Source organism: Bacillus sp. ISL-77 (assembly GCF_018613105.1).
Genome location: NZ_JAGGQY010000010.1, coordinates 85,041 through 97,463 on the forward strand (window position 1 = coordinate 85,041; position 12,423 = coordinate 97,463).

The window sequence follows — 12,423 nt, forward strand, 5'->3', positions numbered from 1 at the left end:
ATAATTATTTATAAATATACAACAATATGTATTTTTATTCAATAATTTTAAGGACAAAAAAATTTTTTAACCCCATAAGTAAAAAATAGCTTGGATCAACCTCCCAAGCTACATTGCTATTAACAACTCCTCCTTAATTCATTTTCCATCGTTTCTTCTCCTGTTTACAAAATTCCTCGACTGTAATACACATTTAATTTCCGCTTATCATAATGCAAGCCATGTACCGATAAAAAATCAGCAAACTGCTTTTGATTAAAATAATGATCCGGCGTTTCTCGAAGAATGGAAAAGGTTGGTTTTTGAATTAAATACGTATCCTCTTGAAAGAACTGAGTCATTAATTCTAACGCGAATTCGAGCCATTCATTCTCTAAATGATGATACAATAATCCGATATTAAAACTTTCATATTCGGGAGCTTCAAAAAATGTTTTAGGGGGTTTTGTCAGATATATTCCAATTATATGATCCTTTTGATCGACTATCTGTTCAAAGTCGCATGGTTGTCCTAATGTAATACCCCTTTGACTAGCCACTGAAATCAGTAAACCTAATTCATAATACATATTTTTCGTTAATAACTTTTGCTGATGTGAAGTTAATTTTAACAAGAGGAGCAGAAATATTATTCAAGGAAATTAATTTCAACTCGTCTCGACATAAATTATTTTAATCACAAGTGAACCTATATTGACATCAAAAAGCTTGAGGATAAATTTCCCTCAAGCTTTTTTAGGTGCTATTGGTAATTATAAATTACCGTTTCTAATCAGAGACAAAATATCTTTAGATCCTAAATCTTTAGGTTACAGGGAACTATACTTAGTTCTATCTGGTTCGGTTCGTGTCGTCGTCGTTGGCACGCTCACCAATCTTGTTGCCCATCGCACCACCAGCAACAGCACCTGTAGCGGTGCCAATTGGACCTAAAACGGAACCCGTGGCAGCACCAGCAACAGCACCAACTCCGGTTCCTACAGCTTCACCAGTGTCTCCACCAGCACGATTACGTTTGTTGTTTTCAGTCATCCATCTCACTCCCTCTTTTTTGATAGGGAACCACTATTGTATTGCCAGCGCTGTCCCGTAACATATTTTGCCCAACTGGGGACAGATTTACGCGAAGGGATTAAAAATGAACAGGTTCGAAAATTCTTCCAGATTTCAACTTGTTTGAAAATTTATTTAAAGCAGTTGCTTTTTAAACAAGCTTTCTTGTTAAAGTGTTATAAAAAGTTAATCTACATCTTTTACTTATTTTGGTAATTTATAAAAGTTATTATAATCAATTCAGTAAGGGCAATAACAAACGATATGAAGAAGCTTAGTAACAGCATAAAAATAATAAGATTTACGAATAATAATAATAATTGTATTCCGATACAGTAGGTGTCGATAAAAATTAATAGAGAGAAGGAGACATTCTGGAAAAGTTTATCCAAAACTTGGATTTGTCAGCGAAAGGTATATGGTTTCCCATTATATGGGGTATAATCGTTTTAATTTTTGTGCTATTTATGCCAAAACGTTTGACGTGGAGAGAGATTTACCTTACGTTTGGGGTGGGAGCTTTTATTTCGGTAATAATGGATATTGCTATAGTGGGGTATATTCTGGATTTATTTGATTTAGGCAATCCTATAAAGGAAGGGCTTGGCGATTTAATAAGTTATGCCTTTATTGCTCCTTGTTACGCTGTGATATTTCTTAATTATTATAAACCTGATAAGAAATGGCTTTATGTACTCCTTTTTACGTTAATCTCAGTGGTATCTGAATGGATACTTGTTCAAGTAGGATTTATGAAATTAAAGGGTTGGCATACTTGGTGGTCTATCCCAGTTTATCTAGTTGTGTTTGGGTTCTGGTTACCTTGGCATTTAAGGTTAATACGAAAAACGGTGGCTGCATAAAAAAGTAGAGTTTTATGCAACCTCCTATTCCATTATCCGACCCTTAAAAGAAAAAAAGCTCAATATATACTACAGGAAAGCCCCCTAAACAAATATAGGCGCATTCCCTGTTTGAGAAATGCAACCTCTACCTGAATTACTATGGATCTTCAAATGGCAGGTTTTACTGAAGGTCATTAAAACTATTACCTGGTATTGCTGAATAGCAACCAATTTCGTTTTTACATATTTTAATTTGAATCACTTCATATTCGGATTAATGATTTTGAACTAATTCTAATTTTTCTAAATCAATGATAAACTTACCATTCATTAAGATATCAAGCCCTATGAGACTATTTTAAAAGAAATCGTCATTTCCACTTCGAGCAAACGATCCACTAATTCTAACTTCATAATCTCATACCTCTTAAGCCTGTTGGGTTTCTCACTTCAATAACAATTTTTTCGGAACCTGTATGATAAACAATGGTATTACCTTTTGATTTAAGTAACTATTTTGTAGCTATTTTAGAATCTTCAATGACACTAATTAATGCGACATCCGTTACAATCTTGCTATTATCTTCTAAGTAAAAATCAAGGATATTAAGTTTACATATTGATCTGGGTATAATTTACGAACCTCTTCCCATTTCATTGTCTGTCGCTCCTTGTTTTGTTTTTTTATAAATTTAACCATCTACAGGAATGCTAACACTGCTGATGCTGTGTTTTTTTGTTAAAAACATAATGGTTCAAGAAATAAACTGATAAATAAAAGACTACATAAATAGTAAGAAAGAAAGATACATAAAAATTATAAAAATTAAGAAAGAAAAGAGGATGGATACAAATGTAATAGAGTGACTAGAAGGAATAAAAATACCTTCTTGAATTTCTTTTCTTTTCCTTGAATATTGAATGGTTGACATCACACCAGTTATAATCCCAACAATACATGCAAATATACCCAGAAAAATAGCCACAATATTAATTAAATGATTCGCGCTTATTTTGATGGTAAAATGCAACGAAGTAGTCAAAAAGCCAACCCCAGTAATAGAGACGGCTGTTCTAATCCATGCTAGGTAAGTTCTTTCATTTGCTAAATGTTGCTGTGCATATTTCACACTGTCTTCGGATTGCTCTTTTATTTTTCGTAAAACTTCCATAAATAGCTGATCCCCTTTTTATAAGTCAAAATAAATAAATTTTACTGCCGAAAGGAATAGTTTAATATAATACAGCGACTAGTATAGTTCTACATAAACAGTAAATCCATACTAGTAGCCGTATCTAGTTACCTAGCAATTACCAACTAATGAGTTGTTTTTGGTATTAAACGTTTCCAAGATTTCATTTAGCATATCCTCATTACATTTAGCAGGATTAAATGCAATTAATGCACGTAACGGCATAAACTTCATCATTGCTACCATCATTTCATAGCTCTCTTCCCCCTCAGATACATTCAATAGAGGGTTATCTTAATTGATCTTAGTAAGAAATTGCTGGACAAGCGGAGCAATATTTGGATCAGCTAAAGAGGATTAAATTTTGAAAAACTCTGCAGCTCTTTTATAAATATTCTCTTCTTTCGGTTCTTCAAATGCTTCCGGGTGCCTCTCCTTTAGTTCAGGAATAGCCCAACCACGTCCTGTTTCTTCTAAATGTTTTACATACTTTTTTAAATCCTTGGATTGAGCATGGTATGGTCCACCCTCTTTGATGACGGTCCATAAAGGATCAACATCAAACGGCATCGATTTCATCATCTTATCATGCCATTGATTGAGATAATAGACGGCATCCTTGCAAACGCCTGGCTCTACTTTTGCCAAGTTATATTGTTCATTTGGATCATTTTGAAGATCAAATAACATTTCCTCATCAAATAAATGAAATCCATCATGGTACGTTCGAATGTATAGCCAATTATCAAAACGAACGCTTCGTTGGCACACATGGGCACATTGAGAAATGACTAAATAGTCTCTTCCACTCTCTTGACCTCTTGTTAATACTGAGGCATAGCTTGTACCATCCCAGCTTGGTTTTGTATCTTTTCCAATTAATTCAGCCAGTGTTGGCAATAAATCAAGGTGGTAATGTAATCCGTGATCTACATGTCCCTGTTTCATACCAGGCCAGCGGACTATCATGGGAATTCGGCATGTTGCATTATCAGCAGTTCCATGTTCACCATATATACCAAGTTCTCCTAAGTTTTCTCCATGGTCCGCTGTAATAAGAATGATCAGATCATCCATGACTCCTTGTTCCTCAAGAGCCTTGAAAATTTGACCAATATTATTATCCATGTGGCGAACACCGCAATCATATCCATCAATCACCTCACGTAAACCGTTCATGTCCGAAATCTCTCCTGGATAACGAGGATATTTTGAAGATGCTAAATTATCATACATATTCAAATCATGAGCGCTATGAGGACCGACTTTTTGCCTGTGATTTTCAAAGACTTCCTGTGTAATCCAATCTGGCAATGGATCGTTTTCAAACGGGTTACCAAAGCTCTCAGGTGCTCGGTAAGGTGTATGTGGATCCCAATAATTCACATATAACATCCAGTTATCTTCTTCGGCGTTATCCTTCACCCACTTTAAGACTTTCGGTGTCACTTCTTCTGCCGATTCCATACCGAATTTTCCTGTATTATGTACTTCATTGAATCCGGCATAAAAAGTCCAAGCGGAGTGTCTTTCTGGGAAAGGGCTTACGAGTGTTGTTTTTAATCCTGCTGAACGGAAGAAAGAGGGTAAACTTTCGAACGTATGAAGATCAGAGAACGATCGACTAGCTCCTTCTTGCCGCACATAAGCTGCGGTTCCCCCATGTCCGACAGCTCCCGTATGAATACCGAAGCGCCCGGTCATTAATGCCGTACGGGATGGAAAGCATGGAGCATCTGAAGTGTAATAATTTGTAAATCGAACACCCTCATCCGCGATTTTGTCAATGTTAGGAGAGGTATTCCGGTTATATCCGTAACACCCTAAATGATCTGGTCGTAATGAATCTAAATCTAAAATGAGCATTCTCATACTTAAAACATCCTCTCTTTATATATCACGTTATATTTATGCGTCAGCCGCACAGCGAAATCCAATATTTCCTGTTGAACTATCTGGAGTATTGGAGCTACGGGCAGCAACTCGGTAACGATTGCAGTACGATTGATGGCAAAGATAAGAGCCACCACGTGTAACTCTTGCTTTACCGCTGGATGGTCCCTTAGGATTCTCACTTGTTCCATCCAGATAAGACGTCGGACTAAACCAATCTGAGCACCATTCCCATACATTCCCAGATACATTGTATAACCCATATCCATTGGCAGGAAAAGATTTTGCGGGAGCAGTACCCTGGTATCCATCCTTCCCTGTGTTCTTTTCTGGAAAAGTCCCTTGCCAAATATTGCACATGTGTTTACCCCCAGGATTCAAGCGATCTCCCCAAGGATATCTCTTTTGTATGAGCCCCCCGCGAGCTGCATACTCCCATTCTGCTTCCGTGGGTAATCGTTTCCCCGACCACTGGCAGTAGGCAAGCGCATCATTCCAGGACACATGGACAACTGGATGATCCATTCGACTGAGAATCGTTGAATTAGGTCCCTCCGGTTCCTTCCAATAAGCGCCTTTAACAGCCCACCACCATGGGGCATTTTGTACAACATCTGTCACCGTCTCCGCCACTTGTTTTGAAACAAAACCGGAAAATACGAACGACCATCCGTATAGTTCAGCTTCCGTCTTGTATCCTGTATCTGTAATGAATTCCAAAAATTCAGAATTCTTAACCGTACATGGATCGATATAAAATGGATTCACCTTTACGTTTCGAACAGGACCTTCTCCATCTTTGGGAAATCCTTCATTACTATTTGTTCCCATTAAGAATTCCTCACCAGAAAGGTAAATCATCTCTTCCGTTACAGACCTGTCACGCTTTTCCAACGTATCATGTTGTTGTGTAACCACCATTTTGTCGAGCGATTTTGGCCTGCTTGCACAACAACATGAGGTTTTCTTTTCATTTGACATTTGTTTCACCTTTTTCTGCTCTTTATGCAAAGGATTTTTAAAAACCATATCATGTTTTTGTGAATTGAATTAATTAAACAGCCACTTTACTATGTTTTTCTTCTAAATCTTGAATCATTTTTGCTTCTTCTTTCTCTAATCGGTAGAACAGGACTGCAACAATTCCGATAATGTAACAAATTAGTGGAATCCACACAAAGTTGAATTCAATGGCAAATAATGCAGACGAGCTTTGTTGTTGGTTTGCTACATACCCACCTAGTGACATGATCCATGCTGCAATTGCTCCTCCGAGTCCCATTCCAAATTTTACACCAAAGGTGGAGGCAGCCATCAATAGTCCTTGTGCTCTTACACCAGATTTCCATTCCCCATAATCTACCGTATCGGCAATCATAGCAAATTTTAATCCAGCCACTAATCCTAGTCCTAAGATACTTAACACTCTTCCTATAACAATCAAGGGGATTGTTAATGCTTCTGAGCCAAAATAAACCACTATTTGACCAATGATGGCAATACTAAATCCTAAAAGCAACGTATTTCGTTTCCCTAATTGTTTTGCAAAAAATGGGACTGCGATGATCCCAGCAATGGTTAAAACTGATAATCCATTTAACAATGGAATCAAATCTACTCGTTTAAGATTATAGGTAAAAAAGTAAATGGTAGATTGGGCTGCAGTAATAATAGAAATAAAAAGGATAACGTTTACAAACAATAGGATCCACCAAGGATGATTTCCTTTTAATGCCTTAACTCCTTGTTTAAAAGGAATCGGTTTATTTCCATTTACCTGGACACGTTCTCTTGTATTAGCGAACGTAATAAAGAACAAAACAACTGCAACAGAAGAAAACAGAATCATTGTAAAGAGAAAACCATGTTGCTTGTTTCCATGTCCTAAAAACGCAACCAAAGGTAATACAGCAGCATTTACAATTAATGCACCAGCTTGGCCCCCGACCATTCTAAATGCATTTACAACAGTTCTTTCTTGTGAATTACTTGTTAGACTTGGCAATAATGACGATAAAGGTACATTAATAGCCGCGTAGGTAATTCCCAATAAGATATACGTTACATAGGCATAAATCACCTTACCTGAGGGACTTAAATCTGGAGTCATGAACGTCAACACTGCAATAACCCCAAACGGGATGGCTAACCAAAGGAAATAAGGTCTTGATTTCCCCCATTTAGTACTTGTTTGATCAACTAAAACGCCGATAATTGGACCATCGAAAGCGTCGACTATCCTTGCGATTAGAAATAAGGTGCCGACCGCTGCTACGTTTAAACCAAATACATCTGTATAGAAAAACATGAGATATGTTGTAACCATTGTGAAAACAAGGTTAGAAGCCGTATCACCGAAACCATAACTGATTCTTTCTTTCAATGGAACTTGTTTATTGTTCATAATATCCTCCCCTGGTATTTGATTTTGCCTCCCGAGTACATCCCATATAATTGATCGATTAATTCTATTATTTTCCTTTAGTGGGGGTTTTCGTGGAAATCTCAAATCTAGTAAAATTTAAATGTAAGTAAATCTTGGTTGTATAAAATTAATCAATGACCATATCGGCATATTCAGCCAAGATCTTTTAAGCTTGTATTTTCCCACCCCTTCGTTACTCTTTTTATCAACCTCTCTAAAATGCAAACGCTTAATTGTTACCGCTTACTTTCCTCCCTTTGGTCATTATTATAAGGACCCTTAATTAGTAACTCCATGTACATTTCTCCGATTTCATGTACGATTTTTCAAAATTATTAATTTAATCATTATTTATAACAAGTAAATAGTGTATATTATTCCTATCTTAGTTCTGATAGGAGGGAACCATTATACTTTCCATTCTTAGCGCTTTTTTTGACAACTTCATTCCCGATTGGCATACACAAACAGAAAACATTCCTTATAATGTGTTAATTTTAGTTGTACAAGGCCGTGTACAATATACGATATCCGGAAAACAAATAACTGCTGAAAAAGGTGATATTTTATACATCCCTTCAACGACTGTTCGTGCCGGTAAAAATCATGAATCTGGTCCACATCAAAAATATACGGCTATCTTTACTTTAAATGAAAATGAGATTCCCACTAACCCTTTTCCGATTGATCAAAACTTTTTCCACCTAAAGACGAGAAGTTTTGAATATGTAAAGAATCGATTTGAACGATTATATTTTGATATAAGAGGAAAGAAAAAACACCGTGATTTTATATGCCTTGGCATATTACAGGAATTAATCGGACTGTTCGCACAGGAATTGGAAGTCCCTTCCATCGCACCAATAAAAGTAAAATACGCACAAATTATCGAGCGGTTCTTGTTGGAAAACTATCGAAAATCGATCGAAATTGAGCAGCTTGCAAAATTAATTCACCGGTCGCCTGGATACACCATTTCCGTTTTCAAAGAAGTAGTTGGGCATTCTCCAATTAAATACATACATCAATTACGAATATTGGAAGCTTGTAATCTCTTAGTCAATACGGATATGACAGTTGTGGCGATTTCCGAGTACCTAGGATATTACGATACATCTTATTTTTCTCGTATGTTTAAGAAATTAACATCATTTTCCCCAATGGAGTATATAAGGGTTGGACATCAGCTGGAGCATCAACCTTAAAAAAACGATTGGAATAGGGTTTCGGTGGGCGGCAGCTATCATTTTCTGCGCCTTTTCTTTTGCCCACTTTCCAGAACGATCCTTAATAAAATCCCCGCTTCCAACTCCCTTTTCCGCCACAAATCTAGCTCTATTTGCGCTTCGGTTTGGCCCCCTAAGCAATTTTACGAAACTAACAAAGAAGGCATAATGCATACCGTTTCAAACGTTTGATTAAAAGTACCTTCAGCATGCTTCATTCCTGACTTTATCCCTTCAAATGCATGAAAAGAATGTCGAGAACTGTCTTCAATAAAGACTCTTTTAAAAAGGAACCTTGTTTAGCTGACAGGTCTTGCAGCAGTAGGTAAATAGAAGAAGACCTTTTGAGCTTCCTTCAAAAGGTCTTTTTGACTTTTCTATACAGGGGTTGTAAAAGTAGTGAAAACGTCTCGTAAATTGAAATTTTTTTAATTTACTATTTCCTAACACCCCTTTTTTTATATGGCCACTGTCAATTTCATATACTACACAATCAGGCATAACTAATACATTCAACTGTTAATCTGTTGTATTCTGTTTAAAATGGTTGATAGCGTTTGGTTTAAATTATTTAATTCCACCAAGTCCAAAGACAAATTTTCTAGTAATTTAGTAGGAATACATTGAGCTTTGCCTTTCAAGTCTTCGCCTTTTTTAGTCAATGAAATGATTACCGTTCTTTCATCCTCTAAGGATCTCCGGCGTTCAATGAGACCATTCCCTTCCATACGCTTTAACATAGGAGATAATGTTCCCGAATCTAAAAATAACTTTTGCCCAAGCTCTTTAACAGTCACCGATTTTTCCTCCCATAGTACTAACATTACTAAGTATTGAGGATATGTGACATCCAACTCTTCTAATAAATTTCTGTATAATTTAGTGATTTCACGTTCTGCTGAATAAATCTTAAAACAAATTTGGTTCTCTAGTTTTAATTTATTGTTGTCCATTTTCTTGTCCTTTCTTCTTTCATCAGTACCATTATAATACAATAAACATTTATTTAAACAACAAATTAATTTTACACAATTTAATTGTTGACTGCAGATTATTTTATTGCTAATATAGTTTTATAAAATGAATTGTACACAATTTAATTTTATAAAACTATATTTTGGAGTGATTTTTTATGGAAACATTGTACACTGCAAGTGCTACAGCAGAGGGTGGTAGAGCTGGGAAAGTAACAAGTAGTGATGGAACCTTAAATTTAGCACTATCAATGCCGAAATCACTAGGCGGTCAAGGAAAAGAAAATGCAACAAATCCTGAACAATTATTCGCTGCTGGCTATGCAGCTTGCTTCGATAGTGCGTTAAATTTGGTCGCAAGACAAGAGAGAAAACGAATTGACTCTAAAGTTACTGCGGAAGTTTCACTTGGAAAAGATCATGATGGCGGATTCAAATTAGCTGCGGTCATAAACGTGTCAATAAAAGGGGTATCATTCGTAGAGGCTGAGGAATTAGTAAAGAAAGCTCATGGTGTTTGTCCTTACTCTAAAGCAACAAAAGGGAATATCGATGTAAAATTAATGATGAGTGTAATTTAAATTTTTCCTTCAAGTAACGCCCTAAAGTGGATTTATTATCAAATAAAAGAGGCTAACTAAACCTCATTTACTTATGATACGGTTCACCGAGACGAATCATAATGAGGTATAAAAATTGGAGAATCTCCAATAATAAAAAAATATTTATTAAAACAAACTTTATGTATTCGGCTATTATCGGAGTGAACGGTGTGCATAATTCTTATTGGTTTTTTGCTCTACTTATTTCAAGCACGATATTGTTTTGTTTTATACTATTAAAAAAAAGAAACACGCAAACCCTGTTTCTTTTTTTAACAATGGTTGGGTATGGTTATATTATCGAGACCACCATATTTAATTTCATAGGAAGCTATGATTATAACCCAAATATTATCAAACATAATTCTTTTTATGACAGTGAATTGGGAGCGTTTTTCTCAAACGCATTATCTTTGCCGGTCACAGCAACCTTGATAGCAACTTTTCACTTAAATTGGCTTTGGATTGTCTTTTTTTCCGGATACTTTGTAGGGATTGAATGGTTATTTTTAAAGCTTCATATCTATACACATCACTGGTGGAGGTTAGAATATACCGGATTGGGTCTCCCGATGTATTATGCTTTGGCTAAGATCTTCTATAAATGTATTTTACTGCCTTCAAGAGGATTCAAACACAATTTGATTCTCTATTTAATCACTGGCTCCATTTCTGCCAGTGCCCATATTCTTCCAATGCTTTTTTTATTGAATCGATATTATCGCCCTGGATGGTTTGAAAATGTAGGTCGCGATTCCATTGCCTTCTCAGCAATTTACTATTTATGCGCAAGCCTTTTTTATTGTGTAATGGTTAAAATCAATTGGAAACCGAAGTGGATAAAATATATTTTAACAGGATTATTTATTTATACAGTGAATCAAGTTTTAATAAAGACAGGAATCCTTCACAGTCTCGTACCGTGGGACCAGATGTACTATGTATGTTTAGCCTTATTTATTATCCTGCTTGTTGGATTCATAGATAAAAGATTATCTAATCAAATATTAGCCGTTAAAAATCTATCCTAATAAAAACAGGTGCTATCCCTATTAGAGGAAAGCACCTGTTTAGAGTATCTTTATTTTCATCGCTGCTCGAAGGAGTACTTTGAGGTTTGGCATTTCTGCCACCAATCTCAAGAGCTCTTGCAGACAAAAAATTCAGATGCCATGCTTTATCAAGTTGTAGTAATAAAAAAGCCCAGCCACTAATCCCTAAAACGGTTATTATTTTTAATATCTTTTTATCATTCATATATATAACCTCCAGGATTATTGTGTGTTTCTTATAAAAAAATTATTAATGTTTAAAAATTTCCCAAACTTTTTTATGAATATCCTCTCAAATACTTCCTCTTGTTTAATTCCCCATTTATATTGGTGTTCCATGTCTAAAATTACAAAATAAGAAAAAATAAAATGGATGTCAGCTAAATTTTTTTAAATACCCCGCAATGGAGGAACCTATCGTAATGGATAAATTAGCAGGTGAAACACAATCCAATCAACCGTATTTTAACCATTTTTTTGAACAAATAAAAAGTTTGATGAGTAACCTCGATTCTGCAGAACAACCCTCCCCATCTGTATCTTCCGCAAGCAACTTACCCTTACAAACGATCGGTACTGTCAGCATGGCAAATATGAAAGCTGCCTTTATGGCTTTTGCAGATGCGGTAATTCCATCAACCTTGGGGGCTTTGGATTTGCGGCTTGACGATTACATTGTTTGGACATTAGATCACTTTGTTTCTATCCAGGGGGAATGGGGAATAAAAAGCGTCCCGTTGTCTTTTCAAACGGCAAGAATGCTTGATATTGCTGCTTTGCAACTAATGGTTTCTGGAAATATAAAAGTATATCCAGATTACTCGGCTAATCCTGATGGCGGTCCCTTTGCAGCTCTTTCACTCGAGGACCGGTTTGAAGCGATCCGTTTATTAGAAGACCTTCAAGTCGATCTGGAAGTCCTTCCTCCTCCATATCGAAACAATGCTGGTTTAGTAAAAAATATCGTAACTTCTCTCCACCAAATGGTTATGTTTGGCTATTATTCAGAATGGTTTTCACTTGGGTCTACGCGACTGGCTTATCCGGAGGATCACCGTCTAGAAAGACCCCAATTTTTGTGGGACATGCTGGATTATCCTGGTCCATCATTTGGTTATCGGGAGGTCCGGGGATATTTGGTTGACAAATTTTCAGAATAG

14 protein-coding genes are annotated in these 12,423 nt (G+C 36.1%); 5 read left to right on the forward strand and 9 right to left on the reverse strand.

Translation table 11 applies throughout. The features are described from left to right. Positions 1 to 164: 164 nt before the first annotated feature. Both J7E77_RS03365 and J7E77_RS03370 read right to left on the reverse strand, forming a co-directional pair. Complete coding sequence (locus tag J7E77_RS03365) at positions 165 to 539, reverse strand: hypothetical protein (RefSeq protein ID WP_214712337.1); 375 nt, start codon at positions 537 to 539, stop codon at positions 165 to 167. A gap of 292 nt (positions 540 to 831) precedes the next feature. Further along, complete coding sequence (locus J7E77_RS03370; protein ID WP_214712338.1) at positions 832 to 1,032, reverse strand: glycine zipper domain-containing protein; 201 nt, start codon at positions 1,030 to 1,032, stop codon at positions 832 to 834. A gap of 488 nt (positions 1,033 to 1,520) precedes the next feature. On the opposite strand from J7E77_RS03370, the gene J7E77_RS03375 reads away from it, so the two are divergent. After that, positions 1,521 to 1,916, forward strand: coding sequence for a hypothetical protein (locus J7E77_RS03375; protein ID WP_251027979.1), 396 nt, complete (start codon positions 1,521 to 1,523; stop codon positions 1,914 to 1,916). Between the two features lie 764 nt (positions 1,917 to 2,680). Here J7E77_RS03375 and J7E77_RS03380 read toward each other — a convergent pair. The 5 genes from J7E77_RS03380 to J7E77_RS03400 form a co-directional block, all read right to left on the reverse strand. Then, positions 2,681 to 3,070, reverse strand: coding sequence for a YidH family protein (locus J7E77_RS03380; RefSeq protein WP_214712339.1), 390 nt, complete (start codon positions 3,068 to 3,070; stop codon positions 2,681 to 2,683). Positions 3,071 to 3,202: 132 nt separating this feature from the next. Beyond that, complete coding sequence (locus tag J7E77_RS03385; RefSeq protein WP_214712342.1) at positions 3,203 to 3,373, reverse strand: hypothetical protein; 171 nt, start codon at positions 3,371 to 3,373, stop codon at positions 3,203 to 3,205. A gap of 75 nt (positions 3,374 to 3,448) precedes the next feature. After that, positions 3,449 to 4,963 (reverse strand): sulfatase family protein, encoded by a 1,515-nt coding sequence (locus tag J7E77_RS03390; protein WP_214712346.1) that lies wholly within the window; start codon positions 4,961 to 4,963, stop codon positions 3,449 to 3,451. A 36-nt stretch (positions 4,964 to 4,999) separates the two neighbouring features. Continuing rightward, complete coding sequence (locus J7E77_RS03395) at positions 5,000 to 5,965, reverse strand: formylglycine-generating enzyme family protein (RefSeq protein ID WP_214712347.1); 966 nt, start codon at positions 5,963 to 5,965, stop codon at positions 5,000 to 5,002. A 73-nt stretch (positions 5,966 to 6,038) separates the two neighbouring features. Then, a complete protein-coding gene (locus J7E77_RS03400; protein ID WP_214712348.1) occupies positions 6,039 to 7,388 on the reverse strand; it encodes a glycoside-pentoside-hexuronide (GPH):cation symporter in 1,350 nt (449 codons plus the stop codon). Between the two features lie 509 nt (positions 7,389 to 7,897). On the opposite strand from J7E77_RS03400, the gene J7E77_RS31375 reads away from it, so the two are divergent. Next, positions 7,898 to 8,614 (forward strand): helix-turn-helix domain-containing protein, encoded by a 717-nt coding sequence (locus J7E77_RS31375; RefSeq protein ID WP_308160373.1) that lies wholly within the window; start codon positions 7,898 to 7,900, stop codon positions 8,612 to 8,614. A 533-nt stretch (positions 8,615 to 9,147) separates the two neighbouring features. Here the strand turns inward: J7E77_RS31375 and J7E77_RS03410 are convergent. Beyond that, positions 9,148 to 9,588 carry a MarR family winged helix-turn-helix transcriptional regulator gene (locus J7E77_RS03410; RefSeq protein ID WP_168241008.1) on the reverse strand — a complete coding sequence of 147 codons (441 nt, stop codon included), beginning with the start codon at positions 9,586 to 9,588 and terminating at the stop codon, positions 9,148 to 9,150. 179 nt (positions 9,589 to 9,767) lie between these two features. Between J7E77_RS03410 and J7E77_RS03415 the strand changes: the two genes are divergently transcribed. Both J7E77_RS03415 and J7E77_RS03420 read left to right on the forward strand, forming a co-directional pair. Further along, the gene (locus J7E77_RS03415) at positions 9,768 to 10,190 is read left to right on the forward strand and encodes an organic hydroperoxide resistance protein (protein ID WP_214712350.1); all 423 of its coding nucleotides are present in this window, start codon (positions 9,768 to 9,770) and stop codon (positions 10,188 to 10,190) included. Positions 10,191 to 10,381: 191 nt separating this feature from the next. Further along, complete coding sequence (locus tag J7E77_RS03420; RefSeq protein WP_214712352.1) at positions 10,382 to 11,242, forward strand: hypothetical protein; 861 nt, start codon at positions 10,382 to 10,384, stop codon at positions 11,240 to 11,242. Here the strand turns inward: J7E77_RS03420 and J7E77_RS03425 are convergent. Further along, a complete protein-coding gene (locus J7E77_RS03425; protein WP_214712355.1) occupies positions 11,226 to 11,468 on the reverse strand; it encodes a hypothetical protein in 243 nt (80 codons plus the stop codon). The two genes, J7E77_RS03420 and J7E77_RS03425, sit on opposite strands and share 17 nt — an antisense overlap. A gap of 217 nt (positions 11,469 to 11,685) precedes the next feature. Between J7E77_RS03425 and J7E77_RS03430 the strand changes: the two genes are divergently transcribed. Further along, positions 11,686 to 12,423, forward strand: coding sequence for a hypothetical protein (locus J7E77_RS03430; protein WP_214712357.1), 738 nt, complete (start codon positions 11,686 to 11,688; stop codon positions 12,421 to 12,423).